Origin of the sequence: Arthrobacter alpinus, from assembly GCF_900105965.1 — a bacterium.
Taxonomy (GTDB): Bacteria; Actinomycetota; Actinomycetes; order Actinomycetales; family Micrococcaceae; genus Specibacter; species Specibacter alpinus.
On sequence record NZ_FNTV01000001.1, the window covers coordinates 1101313 to 1117735 of the forward strand.

The following is a 16423-nucleotide window of genomic DNA, read 5'->3' on the forward strand; positions in this document are numbered from 1 at the left end:
GCTCGGGCTATGGTTGCCCCATGATGATCACGGCATTGGTGGAGACTATTGAGACGGGCGCCCTGGAGGTCACGTCGGTGGAGTGTCAGGACTACACGCAGGGCTTTGAGCAGCTCAAGCGAACCCTACGTGAGGGTGTACGGCTGGTGAGTGTGCGGCCTGAGCGGTAGTTGGTAGCGACAGCAAGGCCCCACCCTTGAGAGTGGGGCCTTACGTATGTGCACGTTTGCACGATTCCCCATCACCGACGAGCCGACGGCGAACCTCGAACTCTTCAAGTCCCGCCAGGAACACGGCCAACCCAGGATCTCAGTAGTTCCAGCTTGTGGCATTGCCGAAACGGAACTCGTACCCATATCGATCCATGACTTGAGCCTAAACGCCACGTCACTGGGAAGCCCCGGAAACGACCGCGTTCGCCTCCACGTGCAGTGCCAAGATGGAGGAATTTGATGCTGGACGGGCCACAAGGGCGTGCCTAAAATTGGTGCCACACAGCTTCCCTATGGTCTCAGAATCTTGTTTCGAAAGGGTGATAAGTGATGTTCAAGCAAAGCAAAAACACATCAGATCCCCACGCCCTGGAGCGAATCCAGACCGGCGAAACGGACCAGATTTGGTGCGATGAATGCGAAACAGATGAGTACGTGCTCATTGAAAGTGCACGACGCCGCCGACGCAACGATGCAGGGGTTTGGGATGTTGACTACACCTGCATGAACTGCGACAATTTCTACGGCCATGAAATCGAAATAGACGACCTCAACACCGCCACGGCACACGCAATCATTACCGTTATGCAAGAGCCAGGACACAGCGCGAGAGTGAACCCCGACTAGGCCATGGGGCTCGCCGTGGACACTGTCTCTCCCTGCATGAGGGTAGCCATCGACTCTGCGCCGGGTCGGTGGCTACCTTTACTGTGTTGGCATTAGTGGCTCAACTTCAAGACGGCCCCGTTCATTGGCGGTCTCGTCCCACACAGTCAACACCCTTTAATTATGAAACTTGCCAACCAACGTGGCAACAAGCTGGAGGTCATGATTCCGACGTTCCCGAGCCCGCCGGGACTGAGGCCATTTAGCCGGTGAGGGAACTGCCTCGGCTCTTCTTGACGCCTTGACCTGCCCAAGGCTTAGTTGCCCATTTCAGGGAACCCGCTACGGGACGTTGCAAGGACCTATATATCCCGTCGTCAGCTTGTTACCTTTAGCTATGAATGGAGATAAGTTGCGGCAGTCATCAGTCGTGCAGGTGCGGGCGTTCAGGAATAATCGTTTCGTTTTAGCGGCAAGCTTCTTTATCTCCTCCTTTGTGCTCTTTGAACGGGACTCTTCTATCAAAACGTGGGTAGCTGTCGCTGCGCTGGCCCTTGGTAGCTTCTGCGTTTACCAAGCAATTCGGGCTTGGATGGAACTCAAAAGTCGGGAAGGAGACAGTCCAACAGGACAAGAGCACACCACCAACGAGCCGTGAGGAAAAACCAGCGAAGTTCTCTCCTGTGCCCGGAGATGGAACCGCCTGCGGGACAGGTAGTGCCTCCGGCTACCCTGACGCGGATGATGGCTCATGGAGGCGTGGGCGTCAATTCTTTGGATCGAGATTGGGCGTAGTTACAGCGTCGAAAATGGGGTCATCGTGGCGGATAGAGAACCGTCCGATTCCCGCTGCGGCTCCCACTATCCCACCGAGGGCAAGGTGGAATCCACCCAATGTGCCCGGGGATACGAGGAACGCGATAGCGATTCCGAACGCGCAGAAGCTGACGCCGAAGACCAGTACGTGTATCCACTGCCGGGCTACCGGACGAAGTACATATTCGACGAGCAGTGCAAGGGGTGTGCCGACCAGTACGGCGACAAAGAAGCTGCCCATCAGCATGATGGCCCATAGGCTCAAAACCCATGATGCAGTCGATGTGAGCGAATCAATCAAGGCAAGTGTTATGGAAACAAGAGACCAGAAGCCGAAGGCAACGACCCAACCTTTGACGAATGTACGACGCCCCAATCTGGCCCGGTGATGGCCCAGAGGTTCTTGACCCGGACGACGACGCGCCACGACGGCGTTGTTGCCTTGCCAAAAGAACTCGTCTTCATTCTTCTTTCCCCACATATTCACACGCTAGCCCGAAGCGTCCGAAAGTGGAACGTTCAGCGGGACTGTGTTGGGTGAGACGCTCAACGGAGTCCTGCTTTCGGCGTCCGATGCGACGTGAAGGCGAACTGGCTCAGAAATATTGAGCGTCACCCTGGGTTAGGCTCAGTCAATGGATTGGTTTTGGAACACCGTGCTCATAGTTGGCTTCGCCGGTGTCGTCATACGTTCGTTGGTCGCGTTCCAACGTCACCTTTCCAAGCCTGGCGGTCGCACAGGGACTGGTGGGGCAGCAGGCATCGGTTTGATGGAGAGCCTGTTCGCACCATCGAGCTATGAAGCTCGAATCGAGCTAGAACGACAGGGCCAAAAGCAAGCTCCGGCGCCCGTACCGGGGGACCCTTTGCGCACTCTCCAAGTTGCAGTGAACGATGAAGGTTTGCCCTCCCGCGTCGTTTTAGTGCCAACAATTCTCTGCTCTAAGACTCGATTTGTTCGACGGGAAACGGCACGCAAAACGTCCGCAGGGGAACCCCTTCGGGACATTCTGTTTTCGTTGAGCCCTTTGTAGATTTTCGTTGTGCTGTTCCTATTGCTCGGCACTCACGTTTGTTATCCCGGACGGGTTTGTCTGTGGCCAATGGGCCCGCTTGTTGAGGGGGAGTGCGCTATTGGGGGTTTGGATCATCTGAGATGATCGGCCAGCCCTTCTCGTCCACGGGAAAGCTTTCGATGACTTTCATCGTTGATGTGTCGATGATGACGACGGAATTCTTGGGCCAGGATGGATCTGGCACGACTTCAAAATGCACGTAGGAGATCAGTGTTGGCTGGCCGGCGTCGTTCTTGGCCCGGTTTGAGGCGTCAACGATCTGATTCGAGGTTGTATTCACGGCGACAGTTTCCTTTGGCAGGCCTGCCGAGCTTCCCTCCGAGGGCGTGCCATTCCACCATCCTTCGTAACCGCCGATTGCCATGGAATCTTGCGGCCGGTATGAATGATCCGCTGACGAGCCATGGAGACCGATCGCGGCAGCGGCGACAACGGCGACCGTGGATCCAGCGATTCCCAAAATTAGTTTCATTTTCTTCCCCCTTGATGAATGCGACAGCAGGATGCTCGCGCGGTGAACTAGTTCTTTGAATCTTGATGTCGCCGAAGAACGCAGAGCCGCGAGCAAGAGAGATGATCTTGAAATCCCTAGCTCCGGGCCATCGCGAAGATCGGCTCGCCATTGCTCTTCGCGGATGTGCCGCAACCGAGCTGGAGTAAGTGCCACACAAATGCCGAGGAGATATTCTCCGCGGTTCATACCTGGGCCCAGGAGTTGGTGCGCAGGGCCGCGGCGGGACGAGGAGCCGTTTTAGTATCCTTTGCCCGCTGCGTTTTTACATATGCCAGTGCCAGTGGCCGAGCCCCAGGTACCAGTCGGTAGTAGCGGCGACGGGGACCCTTGCGGGCTTCCTCGGTGTCCCATTCCCCATCGATCCACCCTGAAGATTCCAGACGTTCCAGGATTGGATAGATGGTCCCTGGTTTCTTGCCGGCTTCTTTCACGATCTGCAGCCCCCAAACTCTTTCCGCAGATAGAAGCGACTCAAGTACCAGTGCCGTCGCTGGTGTAACCCGACCAATATTCTTCATAGGACAAATCTAACTATATAGATTTAGATGTCAAGTCCTATGTCACTGTTGCCCACATATTTGAGTACCTGCGTCTAGCTGCGCCTAGCGCCAGGTAGGGCATCCTACTGAAAAGGATAAGGAACACTCTGTAACTCCGGGCGAGCAACACTTAGTTGGACTGTGTCGCGCATATTAGGATTCAGTGGTGGTGTTTGAGTCCGGCTCACCAAGCTGGAGATCAAGCATTGTGTCATCGAAGGTGACACCTTAGACCTTGCTTTCCCATACCCGTCAGAGCATCACTTGGCCGAGCGAAACTTGCCCGCGATCTGGGCTAACTACCGTGAACTTGGCTACCGGAGGATGATCTACACGAACACGGTTAGCGTCCGATTCACCCAAGAATTAGCGACAGCCATGGGAGATAGCCCGAGAATCAACGCCGTACTATTGACAGCCAACGACGAGACAAGTTCAGCCCGTTTACGTGGGTGCAGCCAGGGAACTTGAGCTGGCAACGCCACAGTGGGTTCATCGATGTTCCGCGGACAAACGCAGTGTCCAGGGCATCGCCGCCGAAATCCTGTCTCTCACCGGATGGGCTGCTAATCAGCAGCGATAAGGAATTCTCTCTTGGCATTCCGCAATGACGCCTGAGCGGACAGTCCAAGATTCCAATATCGCCTTTTTGGAATCAGAAGGGACGCTTAACAATTGTTATAACTTGCCTTGACGGAGAGAGGCCCCGGAGCCAACGGAATCATGCCCGAAATCCGGCTATGATCCGGACCTACCTCCGCTCCGGAGTCCTAGTTGTCAATCAGGAAACTCGAGGCATCAGCGGCATTTGATCTGTTGTTGCTCGACTCGACCAGCTCCGGTGGTCCCTGAAAAGGCGACTCCTCCGAATTCGACGGTATGTTGCGGTGTATTTTCCTGGCGCGACCTGAAGTTAAAAGCCTCATGGACGGTGAGTTCTCCGACATTTGAGTCCCAATCCAGTGTGTAGGAACCGGCTTCGATTGGTCGGTATCCATCGTCGGTGCTCCATGCGCCCGCCAGCTGGCCTATGCCGGCAGTACCAACGGTATATACCTCGCCCCCGCCTGCCATGAGGAAAGCGGACTCACGCACGACGAGCTGGCAGCCGTCCTGGCCACGGGGATCGAGCATGAAGTTATGCATACCCATATCGGCAAACGCACCCATTGAACTGCCCACCCCGACGGCGGCCACCAGTAAAAAAGTGACGATGGGGCGCGTCCAGCCCCATATTCCACCATTCGCACTGTCACTTCGACGTCTCTTGGCGCGGACCCACAGGAGTACCAGCGAGGCCACAAGTATCACGCAACTGACGATCCAGGTGCGGACGACATGCGAACCAATGACCAGGATCCATCCGTTGAATAAGGCTGTGACGACCCCGAGCCCGAGCAACAAGCAACAAATACTGGGCAAGTCCGCAAGAAATTTTGCTGACTGGTTCAGTTGCTCTTTGGTGTCCACAGATGGAGTCTATCGGGGTAGAGAGGACTCCTGCCGGAGTGGAAGTGATCTGAAACGGGTCAGGCCAGGACGCCTCGTACACCGTCTCGAAGGTGAGGCGGCATCGCTTGGCCCGCACCCCCTGATAGATGCTGCGCCAGCAGCAGGGGTTCGCAGGGGAACGTTTACCGGACACCGTGGACATCCATGGCAACCGTGTGACTACTATGGGCGACATGAGGTCTTGGATGAAGAAGCATCCGGTCGTTGTTGGTTGCATATGCGTGATTGTCGTTTTTGTCATTCAACTGACACTTCTGGTGGTTTGGCATAAGCCGTTAAAAGAGGCCGCACTGCAGGCATCCTTATGGACCGGTTTCATGGCGCTTTGGTGGTTTATCCCCCAGGGTATGCGACGACGGACAGCTCGTAACTTGGAAGCGAAAGGCCAATTCTTGGCCTACATTCGATACCCTCAAGCCCGCCCAGGATCTTTAGATTCTATCTGGGACCAAGGAATTCTCACCCCAAGTTTGGGAGCATTTAGATTTCAGCCCGCGCTTTACGACACCCTTGAGCCCTCCGGGGGTGCCAGAACGTTCACTGTTGTAGAAGTGTCTCGGGTACTCAGGAAACTCAAGAGGCACGATTCAACGTACATAGGAGTTCAGGGTTGCCGAGCCACGACCGTCACCACCGACCCGGAAGTCATCGATATAGCCGCGAGTCCGGCAGCGCTTCAGAAAATCATTGACCATGTTGCCCCGCTGAGGAAGTCCGACATTCCCTAGAACGTGCCCTTTGTCGAACCTTTAACGGGACACTATCGGCGAAGCTATCTCCAGCCGAATCCACTTCCGCAATGAAATCCTGCAATTTGATACGCAAACGGGCAGTGAAGCCGCTGGCGCCTTCGGGCGGATAAGGCCAGAACCCCATTTCCTCGTCGTACACGACGACTCGGAGAAGCAAGTCCGCACTAACGATCGTTGATGACGTGACCGGCTCGCCTTTCGTCGACACCACATCCGAATGGGTGCGCTCGAGCTCACCCGGAGTCAAGATCGCCTCAGGCGCTGGCCGTGCCGCGAGCAAGATCTCTTCCACGATCATCATGTGTAAATACTCGCGGACACCGCAGACCTGGGCCAGAGAGGCGTCTGATCAAGGAACCTCTTGCGTTACAGCGCTTCGGGAGGCAGGAAATTGTGACACCTAAGGTCCACGTCTTAGCAGAGCGTGCGGAGATCCTGACTGATGGATTCGGAACGTCAACGTCTGACGTTTCTCATCTACTTGATCGCCACTTCTTGTAGGCGCTGGGCAGGAAAATAAGGATCAAGACCACTATGGCGCTGCTCGGTACCAAGACACCCGGGTTGGGGTTGCCCGCGGACCCAAAGGCAACGAGCAGCAGGCTAACGATTCCGAGAACTAGTAGTGAGATGTGAATCCAGAACATGGCTCGCCAGAATCTCAAGTCGCTCTGTCGGCTGGCTGCTTCCCAGTCCACCATGACCCAACCCTAGAACGCCAGCAAGAATTTGGATAGCAGCGGAGTCCGTCCCGAAAGGGACGTCCCGTTTAGACGATGCCAAATCGTCCCGCAAGCCGGTCCGGCTCCGGGCGGTTGGATCGCCAAAAGCAATGACGGCGACGGGATAAATGGTGCTGTCCGCAGGGGAACGCTAAGCGGGAACGCCGTTAGGGGATGGGCTGAACTTGTATCCGCATTGAAGCCCCTGCCATGGTGCTCAATTCCCATCGCGCGCGTGTACAGGTTCTAGCGGCCCGAGTCTCTGTCATTGCGACTGCGTCGAATGACAAACAGAGCCAGGGCAGTTACCGAAACGGCCAACAGGATCCAGACGGGAATTAGCCTTGCCCAAGTGGGAGCCTCGACCAGTATCAGGACTACGTTTGCAGCTGCGAAGGCAAGCAAAAAAGCCCAAACGGCCACCACTTGATGGGCTTTCGCTGCTGAGAATCCATAGCTAGTCCTGTCGATTCCGGGGTCGAAAGTTGAATACCTGGTGACGACGGTTCTGGCTCAGACTGTAGCAGCTGCTCTGATTAGAAATGTCTCCCACAGCCTGTGCGTCACTTTTGAGTTGTCCCTGTTGGTCGTATGCCAGAAAGGAACCCTCTACCTGAAGCACGCACCACATCGCACGGTCCCTGCCAGAGGGCAGTCGATCGCTAGTCTTCTTCGGGAGAGAAGCCAAACAATTTCATCATGCGAGGAACTTGGATGATCTCGTAGTCAGGTGCCCTGAAAGAAGTTTCGAACCATTTCACGAAGAATTCCAATGGCCGGCCTGCAGCTTCGGCTTCTGCCCAGGCTATCGCCTCCCTGACCTCTGACGCGTTGGATATTTCGTACTCATCAACAGCCCGGGCGTAGCCAGGTTTAATGGGCCCAGACCAAATACGCGCCCTATATGTAGGGGCATCCGAATCTTCACCGACGTTGTGCTCGGGCATCCAGTGGACGTCCATCCCCTCACAGTAGGGCATCTCTCGATTGACGAGAATGGATCGTGGATGAACTATGCCCACTTTTAGAAGTCGGCGGCACAAATATCAGCACTCGTCTGCACGGCCTTACCGCCTGCGTAGGACGAACCCTTGGTCGGTCGCGATATGACTTTGGAGATTGTGAATACCGCTAGCGATTCAGTTGAGGCGATGGGAGACGACAGTGAGGCTTCGGGGAGTGGGGGTGCGGGGCGACCCCTTCCCAGGAATTGAGGCGGCTAGTACCCTCAGCTCATGGCCGAGGATGAGGTGCCCAAAAGATTACAACCGAAGATGACCCGGGGAGGCGTCCGCGTACAGTTCATTTGGTGGTCAATTTGGACAGCACTGCAATTAGTCATCATCGTCATGAAGCTGGTCTTTGAATCTGTCTGGGATCTGCCGGATTACCTGTTCGTCGCAGCAGTCATCCTAGGTTTGGTTGCATTGGGGTTCCTTTTGTATGTTCGTCATCACGACGGACATTTCTGGGATGCGGAGGACGCCACGAGAGATGATTGGGATCGGCGTGGTCGGGAACTATGACCTAACAGAACCACTGTGACCGGCTGTCTAGCTTTTGCCCAGCAGCCCGCAGTGTGGGCGCGAACTCTTACTCTGCGCGCATAACGTTCTTGCAAGCCGATCTGGCACCGGCAGTTGTATCGACTGATCTGCGGTTTTCAACGCTAAATGTCGCAATCCCAAACGCAATGACTCTCGGTTGACACTGTTTCGCAGGGGAACCTTATCCGGGACAGCGTTGGCGCTTAGTCACTACATCGGGGGTCTGTGAATTGAAACGGTTCTTGGTTTTCCGAAATATGACCCGATCGGCGATCTGAATACGGACCACCAACTGTGTTAGCGACTAGTTTGTGCCCGTGTTTTGACTTCCCCTCGATGTGGACGGCTTTCCTGTCTCCCCGTGGCCGGATGCACGGCACGTTATGTTGGCAAATCGGTGGTGCCGCTTTTGAGAAGAATCCAGTGGCGACGGCACCGGCCTCCATGCAGTGTCCGAGCTCCTCGGTAGGGTGGAATATGACTTGAATTTGGTCACGGGGCATTACTGATTGGTGTGCACTGACAAGCCAGAGCGTCGTTTGGGGGTTCATTTTGGACGAGCAGTTGGCACGGGCATTGGACCGTCACAGGGATGCCGTGGATCAGGCAATTCGCTCGGCAGGGTTGAACTGGGCCGACTGGCCCAACGTCGTTGCGGACGCACCCCTGACCTCCGAAATTCGACTGTCGGCCTTGCAATTCATCCTTTCTGCCGCGGACCGCGGGACAAGTAGCAATATTATCGACAGAGTTCGCAGGCGGCGGCTCCCGTGGAGCGCTGAAACGGCAACCCTGGCTTTGCGGATCGTTGCCGAGGAGCAAGGTTTCGAAGGGCAGCTCTGCCTGGTGGCGCTCCGCGGTGCCGAACAAGTGTGTTTGGCTGGCGGGGCCACCGAAGAATTGCTTGCCAGTGTAAGAGAGCTCAGAGCGGTTCTCGGCCGCCGTCAGTCGTCGTTGGAGAACCTCGGGCCCTTGGACGCCTGGCAGTTGCCCGAGACAGTGGCTTTCATCGAGAGGGTATCGGCGGCGGCAACACACCCCGACCTTCTGGACCTTTCCGTTGTACGCGATGGAGACTCTTGGGGACCGCGTGCCAAAGAGGCAGCCTCCGCATATCCGGCCAGTGACGTTGCCGCGATTGTTAGATCGTTGACGTCACGGGGACCGGCCAAGCCATCGAAGAAGTGGCTTCGGGAGGTAGCCGTTGCCTTGGAATCTCCAGGGGCTTGTGAGCTGTTGGGTTCGTGGCTCAAACTGGCTGCAGACGCTGACATTGTGCCTCCGGATGACCATGCCTCCCATGGCTTTGCTGGAGCCATGCTTTTTGCGCACGGCAATGACGACGTCGTTAGGGCATCGGTGTTCGCGGTCCAACTGTTGGCTGATGAGCAGTGGATGTCCAAAGTTCTGGGAGTTATTGCCCGACGGGCGGCAGCCAGCAGCGGTGTTCCCGGGATGACCGGGGCGCTCTCGTTGGGTGTGGCAACGGCGGCCGTTGAATCGTTGGCCGTTCGAAATGGTGCTGGTGACACGGTTGTATTGCGGGAACTCTTGGAGGATCTAAGCCGTCGGGACTTGATCCGTAGGGTTGGCAAGCACCTAGGGTTGGCCGAGGAGGAAATCTCCCGGCGAGACAACACAGTGCGTTTGGCCAAAGCGACTGCCGTTAGGCGCAGGGCCGATCCGGCCAATCGCGAAGCTAGGTCGTCATTGGACGCGTTGATAAGGCGGTATCTTGCCCCGATATTGAAGCAACACGGATTCACCGGCCAAGGGCGTACTTTCCGGCGCGAGTTTACCGACAGGGTTGATGTCATTGCTTTGGGGTCAGTGGGACTTGATCAACTTAGAGTCGAATACGGATCCCGTTTTGCTACGAGTTGGCCCTCATTTAACGCCGATGTGATAGTCGGGTCCGTCCTGGACATCAGGATTTCCGAGTACCACGGCGTTTCCCAACCTGAAATCGATACCGTGGCGTTGAGGTTAGCCACGCACATCATTCCATTCATGGATTCCATGGGACGCTATGAACTTGTAGCCGCTCTCGCGGAGCACCGGGCCGGCGTTCCCGAGGGGGCCAAATTAGAAATCGGAGCGCACAGCTCCGAGTCCTGGGGGTTTCTTGGCCTCTACGCTTTGTCAGTTGGTGACCGGAGCAGAGCCATAATTCTCCTGACCCGACAATGCGACTTCATACAAAGGCTTTCTGAAACACAACACCCATGTGGGGAAGAACTAGGGATGTGGCGGGCACGACTCAACGAAGCAAAAGACAGTGACTAATAGCCTCGGTTGGTGGCAAATCGCAGCCCTCATAGGAACCCTTACCGGGCACTGTTCTTCCGCTCCCATGGATGAGCGGCACAACTCCGGGTATGCCCTGTGAAATTGCGACACGGAATTGTAGGTTGATGAACATGCGCGCCATCCAAACAGATCACGCAGAGCCACGCTACTCCGAGGATTTCCCCTGCTATCGCGTCAACTTTTGGGTACAACCGCATCCCGGCTATGCGTGGAACTTAGACGCCTATGCGCTGCTTGGGGTCATGGACGTGTCCGAGGCGCTCCGGTGGGTAGACGAGCACGCGGACGGGCGCCTGTTCGAGCTATTTGCAGAGACGGACCTTGAGCCCGAGGGGTCATTTGGGACTCCGCGAAAAACTGGGCTCGTCCGCCTGCTAGGAAGCAGTCCCAATGCCGGTGAAACGGTTGAGATTATCCTCTTTCGATAAACATAATCGACCGTCGATCTGGAGGATCCACTCACCTTGTACGCCGGATATTCCTCGCCACTTTGCCGTCGCTTGTTGTGAGTCGCAGTGGGAAATGTTCCATCTCCTTAGGGCATTCCTATCGACCTGTCCTCTTCCAAAGGGGAACGGCATGCGGGACACTAGTGCGCCAGTTGCACGACGGGAACGGTGGCAGTGTTTCGTGACTGCCAACGATTGACTGTTTGATATCAAACAGTTAGAGTTCTAACTATGGATGAATTGCACGCACCCCCCTCCACCAGTCTCGACCTGTTTCGATGGGTTGGATGGGCATTGATGAAGGCGGGCGAAGACTGGATCCGTGAGCGGGAGCTTAGCCACGCGCAGAGTTTCGTCTTGGGCTATCTTGTGCAGAATCCGGGCGCCATTCAGCGTGATATTGCAAAGGTCTCCCGGACGACGGCGGCTAGTGTTTCGAGCCTTTTGCGGGGGCTTGAGGCCCGTGGACTCATCGAGCGCCGGAGCGAGATCGCCAATGAACGCAGCAAGAACGTCTATGCCACACCCGCTGGAGCAGCGCTGATCAGCGGTTTCGAGGCGGCGATGGCTGCCGCCGAGCAGATGATCCTTGCTCCCTTGGACCAGTCAGAGCAAGCCACGCTTCACTCCCTGTTGAGCAAGATCACGGACGAGCTGCCGCGGCCCACCAGGTAGCAGCCGGGGGCGCACCAGCCCCACATATCCACACAAATTCTTAGCCGTGCCGGCGATCGTCGGTGCGCGCTCGACCCTGCCCGGAAAGGGGACAGCAATGAGCGCAACATCAATCCAAGAGCCACCCGTCGGAGACGCCGACAGGAACCGGTGGTTCCTGTCCTCGGCCCCCATTGTCCGGTCCTTGATACATCTTTGTGTGCCCATGGCAGCGGCGATGATTGTCGGAGCGATCTACAACCTCATCAACGCCGGCGTCATCGGATCACTGCACATCACCGTATTGTTGGCGGCAATCACCCTGGGTTCGCCAATCCTTGGCCTGGTCATGGCGGTCGGCAACGTCTTCGGCGTCGGTGGTGGGGCCCGTATCTCGCGACTGCTGGGTGCGGCAGAGCACGACGCAACCGCCGCCAGCAACATCAAGCGTGTTTCAGCGTTCTCCTTCTGGGGAGCAGTTCTTGCAGGTGCCGCAATCGGTGCCATCGGGCTGCTGATGTTGGACCCCGTTGTGTCTCTTCTGGGCGCCAGCGGCGAAGCATTTACCGCAACCCGGGTATTCGTGGGAGTACTGCTGGCATTTGTGCCTGTACTCGCCGCGGCAGTGTGCCTTGAACAGCTGGTCCGTGCCGAAGGAGCCGCCCGCCAGGTCATGATCGGACTCATCGCCTCCACCATCACCAACCTGCTGTTCGACGTCTTGTTCATCATGGTGCTGCATTGGGGAGTCACGGGCGCAGCGCTGGCAACCGGTCTGGCAAATCTGGCCTTGGTTCTTTACTTTGCCTTTTGGCTGACCCGGAACAGTGAGCACGCAAGTCTTGCCCCGCGCTGGTTCACGCTCGCACCCTCTGTTGTGAAACCAGTGCTCGGCGTTGGGGTCAGCACGCTTCTGCAGTCCGCTTTTCTCATCGTCACGGCCCTGGTGCTCAACAACCTTGCGGCTAGCTACGGCGACGGGCCACTAGCGGCTATGGGGGTTGCTGTCCGCATCGCCCAGGTCCCGGAGTTCCTGCTGATGGGTGTAACGCTCGGGGTGTTGCCGCTGCTGGCCTACTCCTATGGCAAGGGGGACCGGAACCGCCTTTCAGAAGCGCTGCGAAAATCCGCCGTGACCGTTGGCGGTATCGCGCTGATCTCATCGGCGGTCATTTTCACGTTCCGTGACCAAGTGTTCGAAGCGTTTGTCTCCGATCCCTCCGTCTTGGCGATCGGCGTCGTGGTACTCACGGCCCAGCTCGTTGCGATGATTGCCAACGCCTTCACCGGCCTCATCACCTCACTGTTTCAGGCCACCGGACGCGCCCTCGCAGCCACTGTCATGTCAGTGACGCAAGGCATCCTGTTCATCCCGGTGGTGCTTCTCGGTAATCTCTGGTTCGGACTCTCTGGCATCATTTGGGCGCTGACAGCCACAGAAATTGCCGTTCTCTTTACCGGGTTGGTGATGTGGATTGCTTCCCGGCGCGCAATCGAAGGGGGATTGGCTGAAGGCAGTCCGGAGCGGGCTGAAGCTGTGCTTGAGGAGCAAGCGGCCTAGACGGCTTCGCCTAGTGCATCATTCCTCCCGCTCCCTGTTTTGCAAGCAGGGTCATCAGTTTGGTGAGATATGTGCTGTCGCAGGTACCGGCCCACCGAACGGCGGGGGCCGCAGTAGTTATCACCATGGGTGCCGCTCGATCTCCAGGGCAGCTTCGCCATTGTCTCTGTCGTGCTCAGACATCGACACTACAGAATTAGTCAGAAATGGTCGGCACTAGACTTCAGAAGCTGCCACGTCAGCACGACCCTGTCCGCACGTTAACCTTCTGGGGGACAGTGGATGGCAACAAGGACTTGGTCAGGTGGGATCCTCGTAGCGCAATAGCAGCACCGGCGGGGCGGGTGCCGGCTGGTAGGTTCGTTCAATGAGGATGTTCCGGTACGTATATGTAGCCACATTCCTTTTTGCTGTGGCAATCGCCTTCGTCGTGGACCTGCCTATGTGTGCGAAACTTGCTGTTCTTACCTGGACTGCGATCCCAGCTCTAATTCACGAGTACCAGTTAAGGAAGCGAGCCGCTGCTGCTGAGCGGGGTAATTGCTCCTCGAATGCTCTGCCGGATCAGATGCTGCACGCTTACAAAGAAAGTTCCTAGGCAGTGACCAATCGCCCGAAAAGGGAGCCTCCCATGGGACAGTTTTGCGGCGTCGCATGGTGAGAATTTGGGCAGTGTCCATCGAACTCGTCCGACGCGTTGTCGATCTGGGTTGACAAGATCTAGGGATTTGGAGTCCATGGCACGGACAGGGGCGCTCGACCTAGCCACCCCCAGCAATAGTTAGGAGAGGATGGTCGGTATGTCGAGGAATGAGTTTGCAGTCTTTATCAACGGTAGTTACGGCGTTGGGAAATCTTCAGCCTTGGATCATGTCGCGGATCTCATGGCAGCTGCCAAGCGGCCGTTCAGTGTGATGGATGTCGACTGGTTCCATCGATCGTGGCCGCCTGCAGCCGACGATCCGGCAAACATTCTTATCGAAGCCAAGAATATGTCGGCGGTTTGGCAGAATTATCGCGCGACCGGGATCCGGAATCTGGTTGTATCTGGTGTCATAGCCTCAATGGGGGACCACGCTAGGTATTCTGCGGCATTCGGTCTGCGGGTCCGTTCGGTCCGCCTTGTTGCTTCTGAGGAAGTTACTCGTGCGCGTCTCGCTGCTCGTTATAGCAGCGCCCAGGGTCTGAGTCTCGATTGGCATCTTGAGCGGTTCCAGGATTTGAGCGAGACCATAGCGCAAGCTGGGCTAGATGAAATTGTCATCGATACGTCGGTACTGAGTCCGGCGGCAGTGGCAGAGAGTATTTGTGAGCACTTCGATCTAGTGGGCCAAGTCAGTTGAGATTCTGTCCGGTTACTGGCCCTCGAGCGTGGCCACACGATCATTGCTGGCGGATGGTGAACGAGCTGGCTCAGTAACGCGTCTCACCTGACCAGCCCGCATACGAAACGTTGACCGGGCGCTGACAATGTTGTTTGCAGGCGCGTGTTCTACTCGTCGTATTCCACGTCAGCGAAGGCTCTGACTTCTTCACGAAGTTGCTCGGCGATACTGGCACCCTCCACGTTCCACGCTGTTTCGTTTGCAGGCGAGCTCCAACCGCCGTCGTACACGTTCTCCGCATCCCAGGCGTCGTACCATCTGCGAAGTCGAAGCGTGAGGCCCTGCGACAGCCCAAAGTCCGCGGGCTCCATTGTGTATTTCGTCGATCGCTCAGCAGTGCCGTTCTCCCACGGTGGCCACCGATGGCCGTAGTCAGGAAACAGGCGGATGACGCGACGGACGGATTTCTCTGCCATGACCGAAGCCTAAGCAGCAACGATTGATTTCCGCCGTATCTCGGGACAATGGCCCGACCTGAGAACGACGGGCCATTGTGCAAAGCTTGGTAGTTAGTTTGATGATGGCGGGAACGCGTGCCGCCGGCTCACAACCACGACCGCCAGCGCAATCACGATCAGCAATGCGGTTGCCCAAACCAGGGAGTCCGAACCCAGTGAGCCGAGCAGGACGCCGCCGAGGATTCCACCTGCGGCGATGCCAACGTTCCATCCGGTGACCATGACGCTCTGGGCGGCGTCCACGGCGGTATCGGCCACCTGCATCATGGCTGTCTGGAGAAGGCTTGCGGCTCCACCGAAGGCCAACCCCCAAGCTGCAGAGCCAACAAATACAGCAAATGGGGCCTCGGCCAGCAAGCCGAGGCTGATCATGGCGGCTCCGAAGAGGGACGTACTGGAAATCATCAAGGCACGCAGGTGGCGGTCGATCAAGGTTCCGGTGACCACAATGCTGATGAGCGAGCCGACACCAAACACGAGCAGGACTGCACTGACGGCATCACTCATACCCAAGGGGGCCAGGAATGAGGCGATGTAGGTGTAGAACAGGTTGTGGGCGGTGACGTAAAGAACTGCTGTGACGAGTACCGGCACCAACCCACGTAGCTTGAATACCTGCAGCAGAGGCGTTTGCTCCGCTTTGTCTTGTCCCGGCAGAACCGGCAGGACCGACAGCACCCAGACGATGAGAACGGCGGCGAAGAGAGCCATTGTCGCGAACGTGAAGCGCCACCCGATCAGTCCCGTCAGTAATGTAGCGGCCGGTGTACCCACGGCCAGGGCAATAGGTGTGCCGGCCAACGCGATCGTCAGGGCGCGGCCGCGATGTTCCTTGCTGACGATTCGACCCGCTATGCCTGCGATGATTCCCCATAGGACACCGGCAAACATGCCTGCAACGAAGCGCGCCCCGATCGCCACAGCGAAGGTCGGAGCCACCGCGACCGCCAGACTTGTCAGGACGTATCCAATGAGCGCAGCGACAAGCAGGTGACGCCTTGGGAACCGCATGGTTGCTCTGATGATCGGAATCGCTCCCACGATTGATCCGAGGGCATACACCGAGACGAATTGTCCGGCCGCCGATTCGGAGACCGATAGTCCTTGGCTGATTTGAGGAAGAATGCCAGCGGGCATGGTCTCCAACATGATGGTGAGGAAACCGCTGGCAGTCAGGGTCAAAATGTGCCAGATCGGGAAACGTGAAGACCGCTGCGTTTCTTCTAGGCCGTGTTGTACTTGAGTCATAACCTTACAATAAATGGTTGACATTAGTGTCAAGGTCAAGTTGAACGCCCAAGTCCTTTGGA

The 16423-nt window shown here is 56.9% G+C and carries 16 protein-coding genes; 7 read left to right on the forward strand and 9 right to left on the reverse strand.

Annotated features, from left to right (window positions below; translation table 11 throughout):
- The first annotated feature begins 20 nt into the window (after window positions 1–20).
- Together BLV41_RS22020 and BLV41_RS05165 are read left to right on the forward strand one after the other, a co-directional pair.
- A complete protein-coding gene (locus BLV41_RS22020) occupies window positions 21–170 on the forward strand; it encodes a hypothetical protein (protein ID WP_170835429.1) in 150 nt (49 codons plus the stop codon).
- 369 nt (window positions 171–539) lie between these two features.
- On the forward strand, window positions 540–839 hold the full coding sequence (locus BLV41_RS05165) for a hypothetical protein (protein ID WP_139244215.1): 300 nt from the start codon (window positions 540–542) through the stop codon (window positions 837–839).
- 745 nt (window positions 840–1584) lie between these two features.
- Here the strand turns inward: BLV41_RS05165 and BLV41_RS21570 are convergent.
- From BLV41_RS21570 to BLV41_RS05210, 7 genes are all read right to left on the reverse strand, one after another.
- Complete coding sequence (locus BLV41_RS21570; protein ID WP_139244216.1) at window positions 1585–2115, reverse strand: hypothetical protein; 531 nt, start codon at window positions 2113–2115, stop codon at window positions 1585–1587.
- A 650-nt stretch (window positions 2116–2765) separates the two neighbouring features.
- Window positions 2766–3182, reverse strand: a complete 417-nt coding sequence (locus tag BLV41_RS05175) for a hypothetical protein (protein WP_074710869.1) — start codon at window positions 3180–3182, stop codon at window positions 2766–2768.
- A gap of 224 nt (window positions 3183–3406) precedes the next feature.
- Window positions 3407–3742, reverse strand: coding sequence for a PadR family transcriptional regulator (locus tag BLV41_RS05180; protein ID WP_074710870.1), 336 nt, complete (start codon window positions 3740–3742; stop codon window positions 3407–3409).
- Between the two features lie 819 nt (window positions 3743–4561).
- Window positions 4562–5233: a hypothetical protein gene (locus BLV41_RS05190; RefSeq protein WP_074710871.1), complete on the reverse strand. Its 672-nt coding sequence runs from the start codon at window positions 5231–5233 to the stop codon at window positions 4562–4564.
- A 726-nt stretch (window positions 5234–5959) separates the two neighbouring features.
- Complete coding sequence (locus BLV41_RS21575; protein ID WP_139244217.1) at window positions 5960–6328, reverse strand: hypothetical protein; 369 nt, start codon at window positions 6326–6328, stop codon at window positions 5960–5962.
- Window positions 6329–6500: 172 nt separating this feature from the next.
- Window positions 6501–6728 carry a hypothetical protein gene (locus tag BLV41_RS05200; RefSeq protein WP_074710873.1) on the reverse strand — a complete coding sequence of 76 codons (228 nt, stop codon included), beginning with the start codon at window positions 6726–6728 and terminating at the stop codon, window positions 6501–6503.
- 683 nt (window positions 6729–7411) lie between these two features.
- Entirely contained in the window at window positions 7412–7696 is a 285-nt protein-coding gene (locus BLV41_RS05210; protein WP_074710875.1) for a hypothetical protein, read from the reverse strand.
- Window positions 7697–7984: 288 nt separating this feature from the next.
- On the opposite strand from BLV41_RS05210, the gene BLV41_RS05215 reads away from it, so the two are divergent.
- The 5 genes from BLV41_RS05215 to BLV41_RS05245 all read left to right on the forward strand — a co-directional run bounded on the left by BLV41_RS05215 (window position 7985) and on the right by BLV41_RS05245 (window position 14613).
- Window positions 7985–8275 (forward strand): hypothetical protein, encoded by a 291-nt coding sequence (locus BLV41_RS05215; protein WP_074710876.1) that lies wholly within the window; start codon window positions 7985–7987, stop codon window positions 8273–8275.
- 618 nt (window positions 8276–8893) lie between these two features.
- The gene (locus BLV41_RS05220; protein WP_139244218.1) at window positions 8894–10582 is read left to right on the forward strand and encodes a hypothetical protein; all 1689 of its coding nucleotides are present in this window, start codon (window positions 8894–8896) and stop codon (window positions 10580–10582) included.
- Window positions 10583–11286: 704 nt separating this feature from the next.
- Window positions 11287–11730: a MarR family winged helix-turn-helix transcriptional regulator gene (locus tag BLV41_RS05230; RefSeq protein WP_074710878.1), complete on the forward strand. Its 444-nt coding sequence runs from the start codon at window positions 11287–11289 to the stop codon at window positions 11728–11730.
- A 97-nt stretch (window positions 11731–11827) separates the two neighbouring features.
- Complete coding sequence (locus BLV41_RS05235) at window positions 11828–13270, forward strand: MATE family efflux transporter (RefSeq protein WP_074710879.1); 1443 nt, start codon at window positions 11828–11830, stop codon at window positions 13268–13270.
- 800 nt (window positions 13271–14070) lie between these two features.
- Window positions 14071–14613 (forward strand): P-loop NTPase family protein, encoded by a 543-nt coding sequence (locus BLV41_RS05245; RefSeq protein ID WP_139244219.1) that lies wholly within the window; start codon window positions 14071–14073, stop codon window positions 14611–14613.
- Window positions 14614–14762: 149 nt separating this feature from the next.
- On the opposite strand, the gene BLV41_RS05250 is transcribed toward BLV41_RS05245, so the two are convergent.
- Both BLV41_RS05250 and BLV41_RS05255 read right to left on the reverse strand, forming a co-directional pair.
- A complete protein-coding gene (locus BLV41_RS05250; protein WP_074710882.1) occupies window positions 14763–15071 on the reverse strand; it encodes a hypothetical protein in 309 nt (102 codons plus the stop codon).
- Window positions 15072–15164: 93 nt separating this feature from the next.
- Window positions 15165–16361 carry an MFS transporter gene (locus BLV41_RS05255; protein WP_074710883.1) on the reverse strand — a complete coding sequence of 399 codons (1197 nt, stop codon included), beginning with the start codon at window positions 16359–16361 and terminating at the stop codon, window positions 15165–15167.
- Window positions 16362–16423 lie beyond the last annotated feature (62 nt).